The sequence below is a fragment of the Pseudomonas sp. FW305-25 genome (genome assembly GCF_017351415.1).
Classification (GTDB): Bacteria; Pseudomonadota; Gammaproteobacteria; order Pseudomonadales; family Pseudomonadaceae; genus Aquipseudomonas; species Aquipseudomonas chlororaphis.
The window spans coordinates 1-19,783 of record NZ_JACNDE010000045.1 but is presented as its reverse complement, the minus strand read 5'-3'; the positions used below and the strand labels follow the sequence as shown (position 1 = coordinate 19,783).

18 protein-coding genes and 1 pseudogene are annotated in these 19,783 nt (G+C 58.8%); 10 read left to right on the top strand and 9 right to left on the bottom strand.

What is annotated here, in order from left to right; translation table 11 throughout:
- Positions 1-498: 498 nt before the first annotated feature.
- Positions 499-1,821, bottom strand: a complete 1,323-nt coding sequence (locus J4E58_RS28210; protein ID WP_087087964.1) for a sigma-54-dependent Fis family transcriptional regulator — start codon at positions 1,819-1,821, stop codon at positions 499-501.
- Between the two features lie 240 nt (positions 1,822-2,061).
- Between J4E58_RS28210 and J4E58_RS28205 the strand changes: the two genes are divergently transcribed.
- The 7 genes from J4E58_RS28205 to J4E58_RS28175 all read left to right on the top strand — a co-directional run bounded on the left by J4E58_RS28205 (position 2,062) and on the right by J4E58_RS28175 (position 8,771).
- A complete protein-coding gene (locus J4E58_RS28205; protein WP_087087966.1) occupies positions 2,062-2,946 on the top strand; it encodes an MBL fold metallo-hydrolase in 885 nt (294 codons plus the stop codon).
- A 34-nt stretch (positions 2,947-2,980) separates the two neighbouring features.
- A complete protein-coding gene (locus J4E58_RS28200) occupies positions 2,981-4,258 on the top strand; it encodes an FAD/NAD(P)-binding oxidoreductase (RefSeq protein ID WP_087087968.1) in 1,278 nt (425 codons plus the stop codon).
- Positions 4,255-5,079, top strand: a complete 825-nt coding sequence (locus J4E58_RS28195; RefSeq protein ID WP_087087970.1) for a sulfite exporter TauE/SafE family protein — start codon at positions 4,255-4,257, stop codon at positions 5,077-5,079. The genes J4E58_RS28200 and J4E58_RS28195 overlap by 4 nt, the downstream gene beginning before the upstream one ends.
- A gap of 198 nt (positions 5,080-5,277) precedes the next feature.
- The gene (locus tag J4E58_RS28190; RefSeq protein WP_087087972.1) at positions 5,278-6,855 is read left to right on the top strand and encodes a phospholipase effector Tle1 domain-containing protein; all 1,578 of its coding nucleotides are present in this window, start codon (positions 5,278-5,280) and stop codon (positions 6,853-6,855) included.
- Entirely contained in the window at positions 6,855-7,508 is a 654-nt protein-coding gene (locus J4E58_RS28185) for a DUF2931 family protein (RefSeq protein ID WP_087087974.1), read from the top strand. The genes J4E58_RS28190 and J4E58_RS28185 overlap by 1 nt, the downstream gene beginning before the upstream one ends.
- A gap of 75 nt (positions 7,509-7,583) precedes the next feature.
- Positions 7,584-8,243 carry a DUF2931 family protein gene (locus J4E58_RS28180; RefSeq protein WP_087087976.1) on the top strand — a complete coding sequence of 220 codons (660 nt, stop codon included), beginning with the start codon at positions 7,584-7,586 and terminating at the stop codon, positions 8,241-8,243.
- Positions 8,244-8,309: 66 nt separating this feature from the next.
- Positions 8,310-8,771 carry a GNAT family N-acetyltransferase gene (locus J4E58_RS28175; protein WP_087087978.1) on the top strand — a complete coding sequence of 154 codons (462 nt, stop codon included), beginning with the start codon at positions 8,310-8,312 and terminating at the stop codon, positions 8,769-8,771.
- A gap of 110 nt (positions 8,772-8,881) precedes the next feature.
- Here J4E58_RS28175 and J4E58_RS28170 read toward each other — a convergent pair whose 3' ends face one another.
- Both J4E58_RS28170 and J4E58_RS28165 read right to left on the bottom strand, forming a co-directional pair.
- Positions 8,882-9,568 (bottom strand): hypothetical protein, encoded by a 687-nt coding sequence (locus J4E58_RS28170; protein ID WP_087087980.1) that lies wholly within the window; start codon positions 9,566-9,568, stop codon positions 8,882-8,884.
- Complete coding sequence (locus J4E58_RS28165) at positions 9,568-10,542, bottom strand: hypothetical protein (protein WP_087087982.1); 975 nt, start codon at positions 10,540-10,542, stop codon at positions 9,568-9,570. Before J4E58_RS28165 ends, J4E58_RS28170 begins: the two co-directional genes overlap by 1 nt.
- A 548-nt stretch (positions 10,543-11,090) precedes the next feature.
- Between J4E58_RS28165 and J4E58_RS28160 the strand changes: the two genes are divergently transcribed.
- Positions 11,091-11,372, top strand: coding sequence for a fructose-bisphosphate aldolase (locus tag J4E58_RS28160; protein WP_087087984.1), 282 nt, complete (start codon positions 11,091-11,093; stop codon positions 11,370-11,372).
- Positions 11,373-11,526: 154 nt separating this feature from the next.
- Positions 11,527-11,704 (top strand): annotated as a pseudogene (locus J4E58_RS28155) (mechanosensitive ion channel family protein); the annotation flags it as partial.
- 65 nt (positions 11,705-11,769) lie between these two features.
- Here the strand turns inward: J4E58_RS28155 and J4E58_RS28150 are convergent.
- The 6 genes from J4E58_RS28150 to J4E58_RS28125 all read right to left on the bottom strand — a co-directional run bounded on the left by J4E58_RS28150 (position 11,770) and on the right by J4E58_RS28125 (position 17,873).
- Positions 11,770-12,216: an NUDIX hydrolase gene (locus tag J4E58_RS28150; protein WP_087087986.1), complete on the bottom strand. Its 447-nt coding sequence runs from the start codon at positions 12,214-12,216 to the stop codon at positions 11,770-11,772.
- Positions 12,217-12,229: 13 nt separating this feature from the next.
- Complete coding sequence (locus J4E58_RS28145) at positions 12,230-12,880, bottom strand: DUF7002 family protein (protein WP_087087988.1); 651 nt, start codon at positions 12,878-12,880, stop codon at positions 12,230-12,232.
- Positions 12,881-12,883: 3 nt separating this feature from the next.
- Positions 12,884-14,563 (bottom strand): adenylosuccinate synthetase, encoded by a 1,680-nt coding sequence (locus tag J4E58_RS28140; RefSeq protein WP_087087990.1) that lies wholly within the window; start codon positions 14,561-14,563, stop codon positions 12,884-12,886.
- Positions 14,564-14,566: 3 nt separating this feature from the next.
- A complete protein-coding gene (locus J4E58_RS28135; RefSeq protein ID WP_331459955.1) occupies positions 14,567-15,106 on the bottom strand; it encodes an AAA family ATPase in 540 nt (179 codons plus the stop codon).
- Between the two features lie 297 nt (positions 15,107-15,403).
- On the bottom strand, positions 15,404-16,852 hold the full coding sequence (locus J4E58_RS28130; protein ID WP_087087994.1) for a hypothetical protein: 1,449 nt from the start codon (positions 16,850-16,852) through the stop codon (positions 15,404-15,406).
- Positions 16,821-17,873 carry a nucleoid-associated protein gene (locus J4E58_RS28125; RefSeq protein ID WP_087087996.1) on the bottom strand — a complete coding sequence of 351 codons (1,053 nt, stop codon included), beginning with the start codon at positions 17,871-17,873 and terminating at the stop codon, positions 16,821-16,823. The genes J4E58_RS28130 and J4E58_RS28125 overlap by 32 nt, the downstream gene beginning before the upstream one ends.
- An 866-nt stretch (positions 17,874-18,739) precedes the next feature.
- Between J4E58_RS28125 and J4E58_RS28120 the strand changes: the two genes are divergently transcribed.
- The gene (locus J4E58_RS28120; protein ID WP_087087998.1) at positions 18,740-19,501 is read left to right on the top strand and encodes an HNH endonuclease; all 762 of its coding nucleotides are present in this window, start codon (positions 18,740-18,742) and stop codon (positions 19,499-19,501) included.
- The last annotated feature ends 282 nt before the right edge of the window (positions 19,502-19,783 follow it).

The following is a 19,783-nucleotide window of genomic DNA, read 5'->3' as shown; positions in this document are numbered from 1 at the left end:
GCAGCGGCTACACAGGCATTGAGCAGGGCCGGAATATCGAGGGGATCGCAGCAACCCTGTAGCCGCTGGCGCAGCCTGCGATAGACCCGAAGGGTCTCCGGCGCCGGCAAGATCGCCGCGAGCGTGCCGCTCGATCGCAGCCTTCGGCAGCGGCTACACAGGCATTGAGCAGGAGCGGAATATCGAGGGGATCGCAACATCCCTGTAGCCGCTGGCGCAGCCTGCGATAGACCCGCAGGGTCTCCGGCGCCGGCAAGATCGCCACGAGCGTGCCGCTCGATCGCAGCCTTCGGCAGCGGCTACACAGGCCTTGAGCAGGACCGAAATATCGAGGGGATCGCAGCATCCCTGTAGCCGCTGGCGCAGCCTGCGATAGACCCGAAGGGTCTCCGGCGCCGGCAAGATCGCCGCGAGCGTGCCGCTCGATCGCAGCCTGCGGCAGCGGCTACACAGGCATTGCGCGGGAGCGGAATGTCGAGGGGGGCGATATGCCGTGGCTCAGGAAATGCCCAGGGCCTTCAGGCGTCGGTACAGGGTGCGTTCGCTCAGGCCCAGGGCCTTGGCCAGTTCGCTGCGCGAGCCTTCGAACACTTCCAGGGCGTGGGCCAATTGTTCCAGGTCCTTGCCCACGCGGCGCCGGCTCGGCGGCGTTGTGGCGGCGGCGCTGCCGGCGCGCAATTCCTCGGGCAGGTCCTCGACGCGGATCACCCCGTCGTCGCTGAACAGCCGTGCCCGTTCGAGGATATTGCGCAGCTCGCGGATATTGCCCGGGTAGGCATACAGGCCCAGGCGCTCCAGGGCCTGCGGCGCGACCCGCGGCACCGCGCCCGGCGCCAGGCGTTGCAGCAGGCTGTCGATCAGCAGCGGCAGGTCGTCGCCGCGCTCGCGCAGGGCCGGCAGGCGGATCGGGAAGGCGCTGATGCGGTAGTACAGGTCCTGGCGGAAAGTGCCGGCGGCGACCATTTCCTTGAGCGGCTTGTGGGTCGCCGAGACCAGGCGGAAATCCGAATGCACGGTGCGCAGGCTGCCCACCGGACGAAAGCTGCCGGACTCGATCAGCCGCAGCAGCTTGACCTGCATCGCCAGCGGCACTTCACCGATCTCGTCGAGAAACAGGGTGCCGCCATGGGCCGCCTCGGCCAGGCCGATCTTGCGTTGCAGGGCGCCGGTGAAAGCGCCCTTCTCGTAGCCGAACAGCTCGCTCTCCAGCAGCGACTCGGTCAGGCCGGTGCAATCGACCACCACCAGCGGCCCGCCGGCACGTGGGCTGCCGTCATGCAGGGCGCGAGCGAACAGCTCCTTGCCGGTGCCGGATTCGCCCTGCAACAGCACCGGGATCTGCGACGGCGCCGCCCGCTGCAGGGCACTCAAGGCCGCATTGAAGGCCGGCGAACGCCCCACCAGCCCCTTCTGCTGCGGTTGCACCGAGGCCACCGCCACCGAACTCAGGCGCTCGACATAGGCCACCACCAGCCCCGTGTCGCCGAGGATCGGCCGCAACTCGACGTCCACATGCTCCGGCCCGCGCGGGGTGTGATGGATATGCAGCAGGCGCTCCGGCAGGCGGGTCTCGAAGGCCTTGCGCATCGGGCAATGTTCGCCGGCCTGGTCGCAAGGCACCGCGAACTGGTGGGACACCCGGTAGCACTTGGCGCCGACATGGGGCTTGCCCTCGACGCCGAACTGGCGCTGGTAGGCGGTGTTGGCGGCGAGGATGTTGTAGTCGGTGTCCAGCAGGATCGTCGGCTGCGCGTCATGCTCCAGATAGGACATCAGGGCTAACATTTCAGGATTGGCGAGGGCATTCGGGGACTGGGGCATGGCAACTCCTGGGCGTTGCGCGGCAGCTTAAACCATGGGCCCGGCTTCTGCCATTTTCTGCCAGAAACTGCCAATCGACTGCCACCTACAATTAACAATGACAGCCAGAACGCCCACCCCAGGCCTTTGAATTCAATGAATGGGCGGTAAAAACAGCGCGCGCCGGTTGGCACGCTTATTGACAGTCCAAGGGACGATTGCCCGCCTTGGCCGGCGTCACCCTATTGTTCGGAGAACCCCATGATCATCGGCGCATCGCTGTGCGTAGAAGCCTTTTTTGACAGCCAGACGTGGACCATCAGCTACCTGGTGATGGACCTCGAGACCCGGCGCTGCGCGCTGATCGATAGCGTGCTGGACTACGACCCCAAGTCCGGCCGCACCCGCACCGAGTCCGCCGACAAGCTGATTGCCCGAGTGCGCGAACTGGACGCCCAGGTCGACTGGATTCTCGAAACCCACGTGCACGCCGATCACCTGTCCGCCGCGGCCTACCTCAAGGCGCAGCTCGGCGCCCGGGTGGCGATCGGCAACCAGATCACCGTGGTGCAGCAGGTGTTTGGCCAGCTGTTCAACGAAGGCCAGGGCTTTGCCCGTGACGGCAGCCAGTTCGACGTGCTGCTCGAAGACGACAGCCGCTTCGCCATCGGCAACCTCCAGGCCCGCGCCCTGCACACCCCCGGCCATACCCCGGCGTGCATGACCTACCTGGTACAGGTTGGTGAAGAGACCGTGGCCTTTGTCGGCGACACCCTGTTCATGCCCGACTACGGCACTGCCCGCTGCGACTTCCCCGGCGCCGACGCGCGCACCCTGTACCGCTCCATCGGCAAGATCCTCGCCCTGCCGGCGCAGACCCGGCTGTTCATGTGCCACGACTACCTGCCCAACGGCCGCGAGCTGCAATACATGACCACGGTCGCCGAACAGCGCGCCCACAATATCCATATCCACGAAGGGATCGACGAAGACGCCTTTGTGCGCATGCGCGAAGCCCGCGACGCCACCCTGGAAATGCCGGTGCTGATCCTGCCGTCGGTGCAGGTCAACATGCGCAGCGGCCAGTTCCCCGAGCCCGACGACAACGGCGTGAGCTACCTGAAGATCCCGCTGAACGCCCTTTAACACCTATAACGCCACTCCACCAGGAGACGCTGCCATGCGCCCCATTTCCCCCATCCCACGAGCCGTCAACGGCAGCCACCAGGTGCTGATCGTCGGTGGCGGCGCGGCCGGCATTGCCACCGCGTCCAGCCTGATCAGCCGCGAACCGCACCTGGACGTCGCCATCATCGACCCGGCCGACACTCACTATTACCAGCCCGGCTGGACCCTGGTCGGCGCCGGGGTGTTCCGCGCCGAAGACACAGCCCGCAGCATGGCCTCGCTGATCCCCAAGGGGGTGAAGTGGATTCAGGCGGCGGTGAGCAGCTTCGAGCCGGAGCACAACGCCCTGCTGCTCAACGACGGGCGCGTGCTGGGTTATGACCAGTTGATCGTCTGCCCGGGCCTCAAGCTCGACTGGAACGCCATCGACGGCCTGAACGAAACCCTGGGCAAGCACGGCGTGACCTCCAACTACCGCTACGATCTGGCGCCCTACACCTGGCAACTGGCGCAGAACCTCAAGCAGGGCCAGGCGCTGTTCAGCCAGCCGCCGATGCCGATCAAATGCGCCGGCGCGCCGCAGAAGGCCATGTACCTGTCCTGCGATCACTGGCTGCGCAACGGCCGGCTGGGGCAGATCAACACGCGTTTCTTGAATGCCGGCGGCGTGCTGTTCGGCGTACCGGACTATGTGCCGGCGCTGATGGAGTACGTGAAGAAATACGACATCGCCCTGGATTTCGGCCACAACCTGGTGGCGGTGGACGGCCCCGGTAAGCGGGCGACCTTCGTGCGCAACAACGCCGACGGCCAGCAGGAACGCGTCGAGCTGCCCTTCGACATGCTGCACGTGGTGCCGCCGCAGACCGCCCCGGACTTTATCCGCAACAGCCCGCTGGCCGACGCCGCCGGCTGGATCGATGTCGACCCGCACAGCCTGCGGCACAAGCGCTACAGCAACATCCACGGCCTGGGCGACGGGACCAATACCAGCAACGCGAAAACCGCCGCGGCGGCGCGCAAGCAGGCACCGGTGGTGGCCACCAACGTGCTGGTGAACCTCAAGCGCCTGCCGACCCGGGCACAGTACGACGGCTACGGCTCCTGCCCGCTGACCGTGGAGCGCGGCAAGATCGTCCTCGCCGAATTCACCTACGGCGGCAAGGTCGCGCCGAGCTTTCCGGCCTGGCTGCTGGACGGTCGCCAGCCGACCCGCCGCGCCTGGTGGCTGAAGGAACGCCTCCTGCCGCCGCTGTACTGGCGCGGCATGCTCAAGGGCCATGAGTGGCTGGCGCGGCCGAGCCTGGTGACGGACCTGCCGGAATCATGAGTGAGTACAGCTTGCTGGGCGCCGGCCTCGGCGCACTGATCGGAGCGATCCTGGCATTGACCGGGGCCGGCGGCGGGATTCTCGCAGTGCCGCTGCTGGTGTTCGGCCTGGGCCTGAGCATGGTCGAGGCCGCGCCCATCGGCCTGCTCGCGGTGGGCCTGGCGGCCGCCGTGGGCGCGGTGCTGGGGCTGCGCGAAGGCATCGTGCGTTACCGCGCCGCCGGCTTTGTCGCCGCCATTGGCATCCTCATGGCGCCCGTGGGCCTGTGGCTGGCCCACCGCCTGCCGAACCTGCCGCTGGCCCTGCTGTTTTCCGCGGTGCTGCTGTACGCCTGCGGGCGCATCCTGCTCAAGGCCACCCGTGAACTGCGCCACGGCCAACCGGCGCCCCGCGCGGCCTTCCAGCCCTGCGTGCTCAACCCCTTGCAGGGCCGGCTGCGCTGGACCCTGCCCTGCGCCCGCGCGCTGACCGTCACCGGCCTGCTCTCGGGGCTGCTCTCCGGGTTGCTCGGGGTCGGCGGCGGCTTCGTGATCATCCCGGCGCTGACCCGCTACACCAACCTGGACAGCAAAAGCATCGTCGCCACCTCCCTGGCGGTGATCGCCCTGGTGTCCGCCGGCAGCGTGCTCACCGCCAGCCTCAGCGGCGTGATGCACTGGGCGGTGGGCGCGCCCTTCGCCATTGGCGCGGTGCTGGGGTTGATCGCCGGCCGGCAGGTCGCCCGCTACCTGGCCGGGCCGCGCTTGCAGCAGCTGTTTGCCTTGGTGGGGATGCTGGCAGCCGTCATGCTCAGCCTCGGCGCGCTCGGCGCCTGGCACTGAGCTCATGAACTCGCTCCCACTGTGGGAGCGAGCTTGCTCGCGATAGCGTCCACTCAAACGACAAAAACACCCCGGCAATAAACCGTTCCTACAACCAAATCAGCCACTGCGTCGCCGCTTGCAGAATCCTCCTAAATCCCTGTCCCGCCATTCCCGGTACGGTTTCCAGCGCCCCTTTCGCCTGAACCAGGACCACCCATGGCCAGCAACGGACCCGGGCCGATGCCCAATCTTCTACGGCCCGCCAATCCCAACCAAAGCCCCGCCGAACGCGCCGCTGAAACCGAAGAGCCCAGCTACGGCGAACAGCTCTGGGCGCAGTATGAGAAATACGCCAAAGAGCCTGCGCCACCGCCTGAAAAGATTCAGGTGGCGCTGCGCATTGGAGTGTTCTTTGACGGTACCGGTAACAACGCCAGCAACTCGGTCATGGGCCAGCTTTGTGGCGCGCAGCATGCCATTGAAACCAGGGATATCGATGGCAGTTGCAAGCCGTATATGAGGGATCCGGAGAGTAGTTATGGGAATGATGTGAGCAATGTTAAGCGGTTGAGTGAGTTGTACTTTTCCAAACAGAAAGTTGAAAGTGAGGGGCTACAAAGACGGGCCTTTCGCTCCATCTATATCGAGGGTATCGGCACGCAAGCTGGCGAAAAAGATAGCGTGATCACCTCGGGAACGGGGCGTGGCGGCACGGGAGTCTTAGGGTGTGTGCACAAGGCATTTATCGAGATCAAGCAACGTATTGGTCTTTTCTTCGAACAGAACCCCGACAGCGAAATCTTATCCCTGACCTTTGACACTTTCGGTTTTAGTCGAGGCGCCGCAGCGGCTCGGCACTTTGCCAATGAAGTCGTGCGCTGGCTCGGGCCGCTTGAACTGATTCTGCACGACCACTCCAATGCCTTCAGCCCCCGTTTCAACCGGCAGTACGGCCACGATGTTGATATGGGTTTTATCGGCCTGTTCGATACGGTGCCGTCGGTTGCCGGCCTGAGTAATCTGGGTAACGTGCGCAGCGCCATTGCTCCGGGTATCAAGCTGCACCTCGACCGTCGCTACTTTCGCTCGGTGGTTCAACTGGTCGCCCGCGACGAGTACCGCGCCAACTTTGCCCTGAGCCGGGTCAAACCCGACCACGCGGAGATCACCCTACCCGGCGCGCATTCAGATATCGGTGGAGGTTATCTGGAGGAGATGCAGGAGTGTGTACTGGTCAGTCCGATGCAGGCGCTGGAGGTGCCGATCACTACCGATGTGATCCACACCTCGATTTATCGGGAGGCGGTCCAGACGAGAAAACGCTGGCTGGCCGAGGGCTGGCCCGCACAATGGCTAGAGATCGTCACGCCGGAACCGCTGTTGCTACCGCTGGACTCACAGGACCGCCTCGGCTTACGGCAAAAGCGGGTGTATGTCGGCGTACAGCTCAAGAGGCCAATGAGCAACAAACTGGCGAAAGTATATCTGCGTGTCATGTATGAACTGGCCAAGGAGAATGGCGTGTGCTTCAAAGCCATCGACGAACAAGATCCGGACTACGCCATCCCGCAAGAGCTACAGGCCCTTTGTGACAGGTTTGTCGCTGGTGACTACAGTACGACTCCAGCCGAGGAAACCATGCTCAAGCTGCGTTATATCCATCTCTCTGCCCACTGGAACCACCCACTTGGCAAACAGGATGGCGGTAGCCTTAAAGTCGCCTACATCAACGCTCCCACGGCAGATGCCGTGCGTGTGCAACACCCTCACGTACCTGACTGGACGCTTTGGTAATGAGAGCATTCATCGCCCTGCTGGGCACACTGCTGTTGACTGGCTGCCTGGCCAGCGATCCGCTTTCCGCAAAAAACGATCCCAAAAGCCCCTGGTGGGAACTTGGCTTTACCGAACCCTACTACATGGAAGTCTGGGTTGAAGACAGCGCGGTAGAAGACATCAACGGAAAACTGTTTCGCCGCACCGGCCGAGGGACTGCATCAGGTGGCGACCTTGGTTATAAAAAGGAATGGGCCAGAGGTTGGAGCGAGGTTGGTGGTGATGGCAGATCGGTGATCGGTGCCGACCTGCCCAAACGCATTTTCGTGCGCTGGCAATCGGTGGTTGAACCGCAAACCTATCGGGTATGGATCGATATCCCGGAAGAGGCCCGACAGATCATGCGCAAGACCACAGCCCGTCGTTGCCCGGAAACGCCACAGCAAACCGCCAGCTATATGGCCTCGGTCAATCTGGGGCTGGCTCCTGGCGGCATTGTCCAGGTTTGGGTAAGAGATGAATGTCATCACCCGATCAAAGTCGCTCGTGCACAAGCTGAAATTGAACCGCTGGGACCGCACCTCGGTAAATCAAACGGGCACTATTACCCGCTACCCGAGAACTCCAAGCGCTATATCGAGAAATACGGCATTCCCTATGGCAGTTGGTAGGCAGAGCCCTTCTGGTATCGAAGTGCGCTGCTCAACAATCACGTCCCCTCACGTACCTGACTGGACGCTTTGGTAATGAGAGTATTCATCGCCCTGCTCGGCGCACTGCTGTTGACTGGTTGCTGGACCAGTGATCCGCTATCTGGAAAAAACGACCCCAAGGCACCTTGGTGGCAACTTGGCTTCAGCGAGCCGTTCTATATGAAAGTTTGGGTCGAAGACAGCACTGTTGAAGATATCAACGGCAAGCTATTCCTTCGCACTGGCGGTGGCTCCGCTGCGGGTGGTGATATGGGTTACGACAAAGAGTGGGCCAGAGGATGGGGCGGGAAGGGAGTTGGAGGTAGCGGTAAGTCAGTGGTTGGCGCTGACCTGCCCAAGCGCATTTTCGTGCGCTGGCAATCGGTCGTAGAGCCACAGACCTATCGAGCATGGGTGGATATCCCGGAAGAGGCCCGGAAAATAATGACCACCTCGACTAACCGACGCTGCCCAGAAACTCCGCATCAGACCGCTCGCTATATGGCATCGGTCTATTTAGGTCTAACTCCGGGTGGCATCGTGCAAGTCTGGGTCAGAGATGAATGCCGCAACACGGTCAAGGTAGCTCGTGCACAAGCTGAAATTGAACCGTTGGGGCCGCACCTGGGTAAATCAAATGGGCACTATTACCCGCTACCCGAGAGCTCCAAGCGCTACATAGAGAAATACGGAATTCCCTATGGCAGTTGGTAAACACCCCCTAGCGAACAATCCCCACCAAGGCTAGTGTCCAGACCTACCCCTCAAAGGACGCCCCACATGGACTGTGAAATCCGCCCCGCCCACGCGCAGGACGTCGACGCCATCAGCCGCCTGATCATCGCCGCCCTGCAGACCAGCAACGCCCAGGATTACCCCGCCGCGGTAATCGCCCAGGTGCAGGAAAACTTCAGCCCGCACGCCGTGCGCCAGCTATTGAGCAAACGCCAGGTATTCGTAGCCCAGGCCGCCGGTGAAATCGTCGGCACCGCCAGCCTCGACGGCCATGTAGTGCGCTCGGTCTTCGTCGCCCCGGATAGACAAGGCCAGGGCATCGGCCGCCAACTGATGGCCGAGCTCGAACGCCAGGCCCTGGGCGCCGGCCTCACCCAGCTGACGGTGCCCGCCTCGATCACCGCCGAAGGCTTCTACGCCAACCTGGGCTTTCACACCCTGCGCGAGCAACACCACGGCGAAGAACGCACCCTGATCATGCAACGCGAACTGACACCGACCCCGTAGCCGCTGCCGAGCCCGCGAGGCTGCGACGACCGATCCGCGCTCGGGCGCAGCAGTCGCAAAACCTGCAAATACGATCTATCTGAATAGACACCAGGCCGACCGACAACACCTCAGGGCAAAGCCTCAAACCGCCCACTCCCCTCATTCCACTGAAACCCCGGCAACTTGCAGTCGCTCAAACTGAGCCGCAGGCTCTGCCCCTCCGCCTGCACCTGCAACATATCCACCCCTTGATACAGACAACCCGGCGCCGCCAGCGTCAGGGTCTGCAGCGGTTTGCCGCTGGCCTTGTCCACCACCTCGATCGCCGTTATCCGCTGATCATTACCCTGCATCGGCACCTGGAAATACCAGCGTTTGGTCGACGCGCTCTGCAACAGCGTGGTGTTCGGCTGCGGCCACGAACGGTCCGAGTCCACCAGCGCCACCAGCTTCAGGCTGATGGGCAAGGTCTTGCCGGTGCGATAACTGGTCCAAGTGCCGCGCACCTGCTCCTGCTGGCGGTAATTCATCAAGTCATTGAACTGCAGACGCGCCACCGGCAACCCCTGCTCGTCCAGCTCGTCCATGGCCAGCACCTTGTTGCTGAAGCTGAAGGTCGGCTTGAGGCGGATCGGCGTGCGATAGCGCTGGTAGGCATAGGTCCCCTGGTACAGCGCGTTCTGGCTGCCTAGCGTCAGCACAATGGCCTGCTTGCCCAAGGTGCCCTGGTACACCCCGTGGGCCGCTTGCGCCGGCACTAGCCACGACACCAGCAACACCGCCACCAACCCACGAAAAACATTAACCCGCCGCATCAGAAACGCCCCTCGAGAGACTGAATGAATTCCAGCCGGTCAGGGCTGATCACGCGGTAATAGTCCCTACGCTGGGTGCCCGCACTGAAGTTGATAAAGTCCTGCTTGCTGAACTCCATCTGCCCGCCGGCAAAGCGCACAGTGCCCTCGGCGGCCAACTGCTCCAGCTGCGGATGGCGCAGATACGCCTGGGTCTGTGGGTGGTACAGGTAATACTGGGTCGGCGCGCACAGCACACTGCCGTACGGGCCGTTCAAGCTGTAGCCCTGCACCTGGAAATCGAGGGTGGAATCGGCATCGAAATGCTCGAAGGTCAGGGTGCGGGTCCCGGTCGGAGCCATGCACCACTGCCCGCCCACCTCCTGCACCACCTCGCCGGTGGCCCGGCTCAGCACCCGGATGTTGTCCACCCGCCCCCTGTCCTCCCCGGCATTGCGCACGGCATGCACACTGAAATAGAACTGCTGGTCGGCCGCCGGCTGCAACAACTCACCGTCAAAGGCCTCGCGCTGACTCCCGCCAAAACGCATCACCCGCTGCAACCGCAACGGCTGCTGCACCCCCGTGCGCAAATCGACCAAGGCCCCCTGCAACGCCTCGGCCCCCTCGGCAAAGGGCTGCAACGACACAGCCGCCGCCGGCAAGGTCGGGTTATCCATGATATTGATCAACAGCCCCCTGTCCGGCCAAAACGGCGTGAGCTCCAAAGGCATCGGCAAGCGCTCGGCCCCTCTAAACCAATAGCCGGACATCCCGCCGCCATATTGCGAGTCATACACCAGCGCCAGCTCCACCGGCGTATCGCCGAGCGTGCCGCGATAAGTGGTGACCGGGTTGGCGCTGGCCGTGGGCACACTCAGCGCCAAACCCACAAACAGCGCCGGCGCCAACCGAAATAGAAAATGCCCCAGGCGAGACACACCACCCCGCGTCCCTGCCCCTACTCGCCTCCCGCCACCAACGGACTGGGTCATGCCTGCGCTCCTTGCAATGGGTAAAAGGCGCGCAGGATAGCAAAGTCTTACGCCCTGTAGCCGCTGCCGAGCCCGCGAGGCTGCGATGGGGCGCGCAGCGCCCCCAAACCGGCACACCCCGATTATCCAGCTACACCTCAACAGCTGAATGGCGCCACGGCCTGGACCTGCGGTAACCGCTACGGAGTGTTAGCAACCATCCTGCTTGCGACAAGGATCAACGACTCAGCCTCGCCCTACCCACAATCGAGACCTTTCCTACAGCCCTGCCGTTGTTCCTAAAGCAGCCCAGACCTATAGTTTTCAGGTCTGCTGCTTTCGGTCAGCGACAGGGGTTTCGCAGCCCAACAGAAAAGTCGAACTACACCGCCAATGACAACTCAGGCACACTCCCGCCTGCGTTTCGCTTCATGGCGGCTGTACGTGGGAGACCTTCGGGTCTGCCGGGTTTCTTCTTTTCCTCGGTCTGCGAACCCGCGTACAGCTGCCACCCAATTGATTCGCAGCAATCAGGTGGCAACTTTTTCATTCTTGAAAAGGACGACACCATGAAAACTCAAGATTCATCCGAACGCTTTATCCCCCTGACGCCAATTGCCAGCGATGGACCGGTGCTGTTTATTGACAGCCATGCGCCGTTGGTGGATTTGCATGCGTGCGCTAGCGAACGCCTTCTCACCACCCTTAACTACCTAAACCTTATGGCCTGCATGACCTTAAATGACTCTAGCGATAAGGACATCGGCACAGTGGTCAATACCGCCAGATTGCTGTTGCAAGATGTACGAGATGTGTTGGTGGTGATTGAAACGCAGGCTTTTAGAGCGTGACCTAAAATGCAGAAAGCCGGTGGCACCACGGCTTTCCATAGGCATGTTCCAAACTCTGTAGACACGCCCCATTTAAGGGCTATCGCGTCTGCTCCAAAATACGCGGACACCATCGCCCTTAATTGGGGCGGGTGTTTTTGCCTGTTTGCTTAAGGATTACGAACGTATTCAGGGGAATATTTTAATTATCTGTTGGCGGTGATGCCTGAGTTTGGATTGAGTTTGTATCAGCAGCCTGTGGGAATGATATACGGGCGGGGATATTGCCGGCAGTGTTGGGGGCGAGTCATTTACCTGAACCGGAGAAAAGTCTGATGTGGCACTACGATTGAATATACGGTCAGGGGTAAGGAAAGAGTTCTCTTACCCCCAAATGCCATATATGAGGGATAAGCCTTCATTGGGCTTGGACAAACAGGTTCAGCAAATCCTGCGGAAAGATCTCGTCTGGACAAGCTGCTAATTCACTTTCTGACCACCACTTCACGTCACAAACAGCTTCGCGCTCTTGGTCACTCCATCGCACCCTAGAACACCGTTCTTCCCTCACTCGAACCACGTAGTAGTTTTCAACTGCGAGTACTTGCTCACCATCGGGCATCTGCCAAGGGAACTCCCTATGTGCAACGCATTGTCCGACGGACTGAATCTCGACGCCAGCCTCCTCGTAAAGTTCACGAATGGCCGCTGCCTCGAAAGACTCATTGTCTTGCAGCTTTCCGCCAGGGGTGGCCCAATAGCACCTTCCCGCCAAGGCACCACTGCCGTAACGAATGTTGAAGAGCAGTAGCCGTTGGGAGTCACTGATCAGCAATATACGGGAAGCTAAACGGCGTCGCTGCATCCCCCCCCAACCTTTATGTGATTACACTTAAGACTTCACTACCCCTCATCCGCCGGACTTCTACTACAAAGTCAACGATGTTGGGGACGGCATAATCGACTACCAACTCCACGACATTTTTCACCGGTTTTCCTGAACGTTTCACGGGGTAATCTGGAACTCTACGAAAGACATCCCTACCGCGACGATGTGGCATGGGCCAAGTATTGCCCGAATTCATGTGGCATAGCCAAATACCCTCCGCGTAAGCCGGGATGAATGCCGCCGAGTCCAACGTCAGAACATCGTGTTCGAGCTTGCGGTAATCGCGGGCGCCGAGCAGACGATGCAGCCTTTTCTCTTGAGCCCAGAAGAAGACTTTGTTGTTGATCAGTTCATACCATTGCCGTGGTGTCGTCCCATCCGTGAGAGCCTGCAGCAACCGTCCCTCAGGCATGGGTTTCTGATCACGAAGCACAATATCGGAAGGGTCACCCGCCCTTACATTCATCTTCTGACTGCGGTGCTCGCTCTCGAATTGGGCGCGCTCACCACCTTCGACTGCAAGATGGTCAAGGACTGCCGTCGCGCTCATCAATCCGCGCGTACGAATACTGTCCCAGGCTCCGCGCTCTGCCATGTGATAGACCCGAGGGTAAAGCTCAATCAGCATTTCTAGATCCATCTGTCATCTCCTCCCTGAACGGGCAGTCCAGTTGCGCCGGTCAATCAAAGATCGTAAATCGCTGGGATCTGGCTCTCGGGTAAACCTAGTGTTTATCAGCGATACAGGCGCCTGCGAAACTCTCTCAAGCTCCTCCACAAATTTGATCGTGTCAGGATCAAGTTGCTCGAACCGCCTCGCGTTGCGATTAGTCGCCTTAAGGTAATCCGCAAAGGTAAGGACTATGTCGGTGGGCGTATTGAGCGCGCATGCTTTCCGGAATTGGTCCCATTCGAACCATCCGACCCGCCGGTGACGATGAGTAGTTGACGTCTTCTCCGCTGTGTTCAAGGCCTGAGCATCGAGACCCGCTAGATTTGCGATTTCATCAAAAGTCGTCGCATGTTTGAGCGTCCCGGAGGTGTGGCCTGCGTCTCCATCCGGATCGCCAACACGGATAGGCATCGGTCGAATAACCATAAGGATTTTCCGGATCCTGCTGGGTGATATACCCGCCTCCGCTAAGCATCCCGCGACGTTCGTATCTCTAGAGGTAACATGCGGGTAATCACCGTGAAAAATGCTCAAGCCGCCGCCTTGGGTACCTTCCAGTAGAATGGAGTGACCGCATCGATAGGCCTCCTCCAAGCGGTCAGATGTGCATCCGTGATAGTTTCCTGGGACACCTACATAAGGACGGAGCTCATCCACATCCCGTGCGAGCCTGATCCCTTTACCTCTATTCAAAATACGCCGCGCTGCCGCAGCCCCGCTTCCACTTCCAGTGGAGGCTATGGTCGAAACCAAGTGTCCTTTCTTCTCCGTATCGATGTCCTCGTCCTCGATAATGATGGCTTGAGGATCGATGAACAACCGGTCTTCACCGATAGCGCACTGTTCGATTTCCTTCAGAAGTCCAGGTAGGTGGATGGTCATGCCTGGCCCAAGAAGTAACCTCGCGGTCACGTCACGCGACCCAGAGGGCAAATGGTGGTAGGTATACGGGCCGGCAATACTGGCCACGGTATGACCAGCATTGGGCCCACCAACACGAACCATCACGTCGTACTCGCGAGCCAGGTAGGAAACGATATTGCCTTTCCCCTCACTCCCATACTGCCCACCGATGAGCACATCTACACATCTGATTTCGGGCGGCGTGTACAGGTGCAAACGAGCGGCAACTCGTACGAGCGTGTCCTTGGAATCGGAGCGCTCGGTGTAAATGCGTACATCCGCATCGGCCTTGAGCGCGCTGATTTCCGACTGATCCTTGAGCTTATTGACCTCATCGTAAGACAAAGTAAAGGCTTTACCCTCAACACGCGCTGCGTAACGCTCTCGAAGAGTGGGCTCACTTGCATAGAGATGGACATGTACTAGGTTTCCACCGAAGGTCTGGCGAAACTGTAGTACCTGATCTAGCGAGTCCAGATGATCAACGACCAACGGTCGATCATCATCTCCATCCTCACAAATCGCCTTTGTTGCGAGCAACATCCACTGTGCATGCTCGGCGTCTTTCAACTCTCGCCTCCGATCAATTAACGTTGACTGAGGCATGCTGAGACTCCACTCGGTCTCCTGGGAAACGCGACGATCGCGAACCACCGAGAAGCCAAACTCCTTTTCGAGCAAGCGGGCTAACCCACTTTTTCCGCTACACGCCTTGCCACTGATCACTACGATCTGCCGACTTTCCATGCGCTAATTCTCCCAGAGTTTCACTATTTGATTTGCGATACCGAAAAGAGTGAGTTCCTCAGTGTTCACAACCTTGTCAGCAAGACTTGCGAGCGAACGCGCGCTCTGCTCGTTGGGGTGCGAAACACTGGCTTGGTACTGCGCAAGGTGATCGGCACCGCGCTCAAGGTATCTGCACTGAAGTACGGACTCAGGGGCGACTATGTGCACGTGCCTGACCGAATCTGCGAAATGGAGTCTAAAAAGCTCTACCTGACGGGGCTTACGCACAGCATCCAATAACCAACTGTGAGTGTGTGGCCGAGCATCAATCGTTGGCTTGGCTACCGACTCGATCAGCCAGGAAAAATCGGTAGCCCTATCCAACGCGTCACCGAGTTCTTGAAGGTGAAGGCGGTCAATCGGCTCGTTTCGGACAACCAGTTGCTCGCGAAGAAAGCTACCACTGCTTATTGCCTCAAACCCATAGCGTTCTTTCAAAAATTCAGAAACGGAGGTCTTGCCGCTGGCCATCGGGCCACTCAAAAGAAGTAGTCGCTTCACCGTGAGGACAATCCCTGAGATTCAATATCACGCTAAAGCGTAGCTGGTTTGCCAGCACATGATGGCTTTCTGATATGTAAAACACTGCCGTGTCCTTGGAACCTCTCCTTAGGGTGTACGGATTTTGATCTTAAGATGGATGAGCATCGAAAAGTAACTGTCACACCATCAATGACGGCACTCCGACATACTGGCTTTGCCTATAGCATCAGACAGGGAAGTACCATGCTGAACAACATCCGATTTGATCTCTCCGACTACCTCATCCATTTTTTCCGGGACAAGCCCCCGGCACTTCTATGTTCTCTGTTTTGGTTCCGGCTTCGGCTGTGGCGTCGGTTCGCTGGTGGGTGATTGCTGGCTTGCAGGGGCTTGAGCTGGAGGTGCACAAGGAACTGGTGGTGTAGCCGCAGTCGGAGTGGTGTGAACGAAAGCGAAAATTGCAATCCCCAGCGCCGTGGCACCGAGCATTGTCAGACCTTGATAACTGACCCTATAGAAGAAGCCCTCGGCTTGCTCAATGGGATCACCTACCATTTTTTTGAATTCAGCTTCGGAGAGGAAGCGATAAAGTTTCGATTGCCAGTCCTGACGTAGCTTTCGCTGAATGTTTATGAATTTACGACCGGACATGACGTTCAGTGTCGTGTAGCCAAATGCAACCGCCATCACGAGTGAAATGAGGTACGGGTTGATCTGCAGAGTGAGCCGCGCAACGATCAAGCCCAAGCCCACAGTCAGTGCAGTCGAGATTGCCGCGATCGCTTGGCGAGTAGCATCTGTCGCCTTCGAGGTTTCCTCAGTGACGGCCTTACGAAGATCTCCTAAAGATTTGAGAGTGTCCTTGGTAATCTCCGAGACCGCCATTTGATAGGCGATCTTCGCGCAATCCAATGCTGCGGCAAGATTCTCCTTGAAGTACTGCAGTGCCTCTCCATCCGCTCTACCTGATCGAGCAATTTCAGCGGACAGCAGAATATGCTTTACCTCGGCTTCCCGTGCGTTGTCGAACACCCAAGCTGCGGCGTCCTGAACGACCTCGAAGTCCTTCATCGCTAGCTGGCCGCCACCATCGACCACTTCCGTAAGCGTCAGATTGAGCTTGGGTGGCCCTTTGAAACTGAGCTTGCTTCCGGTAGGGTCAATTTCGTTCGCAAAACAACGACTCAACACGTCAAAGGTCTGCGTTGCCCAAGCCATGTGCAAAGGGTCAGCCTCATCGAGGCCATGGCCCTCTGCGAGCAACCAATAGCGAACGTCTTCGGGCACAGTCCGGACGTTAGCTGCCTCTTTCACTAAAAGTCGGGGTGATTTCGTCGCCTGCGACTCGATGTAGGGCTCTTCTTGACCCCAATCGGTATACACCCTTGCCCGAGTATTGAAGGGTTTGATCAGACCTAGCACATACCAGCGTGGCGCAGCATGGCCGGTGTCGAGGAAGGCCTTAAAGCCCGCCTCTGTAGCCACATACAACGCATCAGTCTGGTCATGCCCCTCCGGGAGTGGCTTCACGAGCTCAGCGCGAAACGGTCCGAAAGCCTCGTCACCCTCTTCGACCTCGGTTTCGCCACCTGCGCTGTCAAACATCGTGATCGACCAGGCAGCAGCATAGGCGGCCTGAGCGATTGACCGAGCTGCATCAGCTTGTAGGTCAGACACAATGAGAGTGGTATTTCCCTCAGTGATCAGCGCCTGACGCTTGCGTGCAAGGTCGTTAAGAAGGCTGGCCAGGCTTTGGTGTGACAACGCTGTCCTCCGTGACCCTATCTGTATCCACGATGATCTGCTTCTTGTCCCCTTTCAGATCTACCACCTTCACATTGGGGTTCTCCGTCCTGTCAGGGAACAGGATGGTGACGCCTTCGGTCGTGACGATCTTGCGCATGTAGGGCTGGCGGAGGATCCGGCGATCAGGCTTGAAGCTGAGCTCGTGCAATTTGCTCTTTCTGACCCGGCTGCGCGTCTCACGCTCTAAGCGATTGGCTACTTTTTCATCTTCAGGGTGACCAGCAGCGAGCATTACAGCTTCGACGATCGCCTCTTCATCGATCCGTCTGCGGGTGCCGAGGTTGGCCTGGGCTTTCTTCAGGGCCTTTGCCACATCCTGACCAGGCAGATGTTCTATGCAGGTCTGGAGCGCGGCCTTGAGCACTTTGCGAGTGATTTCGCTCAGTTCCGTGTCCGAGACCGTCCTGCTCACCGACAAGAAGTCGGCGAAATAGTCTGCAAGATCTACACCCTGCTTGGTACGGTCAGTGGCCGAAATATTCTGGTCAGCAACACCATTGATCACTCGGATGAGGGCCGTTTTCTGAATGGCCTTCTTTTCGTCAACCAGGGCATTCACGATACGACGCAGCTTTTTCCCAGGAGCGCCGTCGTTCTGTTCCAGGGCCAGCTTGTAGTCGTATTTGATCAAGCTATAGATCTTCACATCGGGGTCGTTGACAGCCAATTCGAACATCAACAGAACCCCATCAGCGCTACCGCCCACGTGTTGCCGGTTGAAGCTGGCTGCGAGACTTTGTGCACCATCGACGAACGAAGTGTCCCCGGCGGCAATGGATTCAATTTCATTCCGGGTCGTAGAGGCAGCCTTGAACATGAAGACCGGCGCAGTAGCCATGTCCACAATTTTACCGATAAAGAATGCTTCCTCCTCCAAGGCCCGCTCCGGCAGTGCCTCGAAGTTCTTGGTACCCACCACGTGCAGGATCATCCGAGTGATCTTGAGTGAATCTATCTCTTCGTCCGAAAAAAAACTCATGCGATCTCCATATAAGCAGCACCCTCCTGCGCGGCAAGAGGAACCACTTGCCTCGGCAGGTACCTAGGCGACAATGACGCATCAACTGCAGCCTTACGGAGGCCGACCCCATCCCCCGTAAACGTCAGATTGGGCGTGATGCTGTGGTCGGAGCATATCCGGAAAGACCGGCAAGGAGCCAGTATGTCAGGCCTCCGGGATCGCATAGCTTGGATTGCACGAACGGCGGCGCTGGTCTGGAGACTGCATGAAGTCCATTCGGGGTAAAAAAACGGACATTGAGATACACCGCTGAAGGCCAGTGTTTATGGGGTTTCAGGTGTCCATTTGTCCATCTAAGTCACTATTACCTTCTTTCTCGTCATCTAGACACAACGAATTTTTAAAATTCAATATCACCGTCCATTTCCAAATCTTCAGAATGGTCGGTCACAATGGTTTGAGGTGTTCTAGCACGCTTGGCGATTTGCGTAAAAACAGGTGTAACTTATTAAAAACATTAGTGCTGGAGAACATACCATTACCTACCGAACTTGCCCTATCGACTATCGTAGGCGTGGCAAGAAAGACTCCAAAGCCCTTGATGGCACGTAGCATGAAAGGTTGCTACCTGAACTGTACCGATCCAGAGACTGCGCAATATTTTGCAAGTCGGCTAGCTGAGCAAAGCAACAATTAATCGATGGTACTAATCCGAGCACAGCACTCAAGGAAGCGGCTGTGTTCGGGAAGCACCTATCAGGGCGTCCCCCTCCAGCGAACATCATTCGCACACCGCATGATTCCCAAACGCTATCAGACGAGAATATTCTTACTGAATATTGCGTTTCTTCCCACAAAGAAACGGGAAACCTACGGATAGCCCGATGCCCTCCTCACCCACCAGTAATCAATCCAATCCCCCTTGGAGTCGTGACGAACTTGTCCTGGCCCTGGACCTCTACCTGCGCCATCGCGATGGTTTGCCCGGGAAGAACCACCCGGAGGTCCAAGCCTTATCACAGAGCCTCAACCTCATTGGCAACGCCACTGGCGTGAGTAAGAACCAGAGCTTTCGCAACGCCAATGGTGTTTACATGAAGCTCAACAATTTTCGGCGCTGGGACCCGAGCTACACCCACTCCGGTCGGACTGGCCTTGCGAAAGGCAACAAGGATGAAGAGTTGGTATGGCTGGAGTTCGCTAACAACCCCAAACGACTCGCCGAAGTCGTGGCCGCCATCAACGCCAACGTCGAGTCCGACACGACTACAGCCATAAATTTAAATGAAGAGGAAGAACCGGGCTTCTTCGAGGCAGAGGAAGGCAAGGTGCTTACCCGAGTGCATCGGGTACGGGAAAGGGACAAAAAGCTCGTCAAACACAAAAAGGACGAAGCCCTCAAGAAACACGGTGAACTCAAGTGCGAAGCCTGCGGCTTCAACTTCAGCAAAACCTATGGTGCGGACATCGAGGGCATCATCGATATTCACCACACTAAGCCACTGCACACGCTCCAGCCCGGCGACAAAACCAAGCTCACTGACCTGGCGTTGCTATGTGCTAATTGTCATCGCGTGGTGCATTCGCGACGTAAGTGGCTGAGCGTGGCTGAGGTGAAGGCACGCTACCAAACCAATTGCGAGTGAGCGGTATTTTTACATCGCCCGTTTGCTAGTGGTTTCAGGTTGGGTCATCTCATTGTTGGCCAGCCACCTCGCCCCTTGTGCAGCGGGCTACTTGGTCGCTTACTTGATCGCCTACTTGGTCGCTTTGGCAGAGATCGGCCGAGGCTCCTACAAGGGATTACCTTCGCCTAGCTGATCGGCAGTAGTGATCCAGGTTTGCCAATCCGCAGCACTCAGGGCGGCGCGATACAAACATCACGCCAACGAACCACTCCCCAACAACCCCAACTTCTCCGGATTACG

What these genes read in the sequence shown, in the direction of transcription:
- J4E58_RS28150 (WP_087087986.1), bottom strand. Translation starts at nt 12,216, where the DNA reads ATGCAGCGACGCCGTTTAGCTTCCCGTATATTGCTGATCAGTGACTCC.
- J4E58_RS28185 (WP_087087974.1), top strand. Translation starts at nt 6,855, where the DNA reads ATGAGAGCATTCATCGCCCTGCTGGGCACACTGCTGTTGACTGGCTGC.
- J4E58_RS28140 (WP_087087990.1), bottom strand. Translation starts at nt 14,563, where the DNA reads ATGGAAAGTCGGCAGATCGTAGTGATCAGTGGCAAGGCGTGTAGCGGA.
- J4E58_RS28190 (WP_087087972.1), top strand. Translation starts at nt 5,278, where the DNA reads ATGGCCAGCAACGGACCCGGGCCGATGCCCAATCTTCTACGGCCCGCC.
- J4E58_RS28160 (WP_087087984.1), top strand. Translation starts at nt 11,091, where the DNA reads ATGAAAACTCAAGATTCATCCGAACGCTTTATCCCCCTGACGCCAATT.
- J4E58_RS28120 (WP_087087998.1), top strand. Translation starts at nt 18,740, where the DNA reads ATGCCCTCCTCACCCACCAGTAATCAATCCAATCCCCCTTGGAGTCGT.
- J4E58_RS28165 (WP_087087982.1), bottom strand. Translation starts at nt 10,542, where the DNA reads ATGACCCAGTCCGTTGGTGGCGGGAGGCGAGTAGGGGCAGGGACGCGG.
- J4E58_RS28200 (WP_087087968.1), top strand. Translation starts at nt 2,981, where the DNA reads ATGCGCCCCATTTCCCCCATCCCACGAGCCGTCAACGGCAGCCACCAG.
- J4E58_RS28210 (WP_087087964.1), bottom strand. Translation starts at nt 1,821, where the DNA reads ATGCCCCAGTCCCCGAATGCCCTCGCCAATCCTGAAATGTTAGCCCTG.
- J4E58_RS28170 (WP_087087980.1), bottom strand. Translation starts at nt 9,568, where the DNA reads ATGCGGCGGGTTAATGTTTTTCGTGGGTTGGTGGCGGTGTTGCTGGTG.
- J4E58_RS28145 (WP_087087988.1), bottom strand. Translation starts at nt 12,880, where the DNA reads ATGGATCTAGAAATGCTGATTGAGCTTTACCCTCGGGTCTATCACATG.
- J4E58_RS28175 (WP_087087978.1), top strand. Translation starts at nt 8,310, where the DNA reads ATGGACTGTGAAATCCGCCCCGCCCACGCGCAGGACGTCGACGCCATC.
- J4E58_RS28195 (WP_087087970.1), top strand. Translation starts at nt 4,255, where the DNA reads ATGAGTGAGTACAGCTTGCTGGGCGCCGGCCTCGGCGCACTGATCGGA.
- J4E58_RS28205 (WP_087087966.1), top strand. Translation starts at nt 2,062, where the DNA reads ATGATCATCGGCGCATCGCTGTGCGTAGAAGCCTTTTTTGACAGCCAG.
- J4E58_RS28125 (WP_087087996.1), bottom strand. Translation starts at nt 17,873, where the DNA reads ATGAGTTTTTTTTCGGACGAAGAGATAGATTCACTCAAGATCACTCGG.
- J4E58_RS28180 (WP_087087976.1), top strand. Translation starts at nt 7,584, where the DNA reads ATGAGAGTATTCATCGCCCTGCTCGGCGCACTGCTGTTGACTGGTTGC.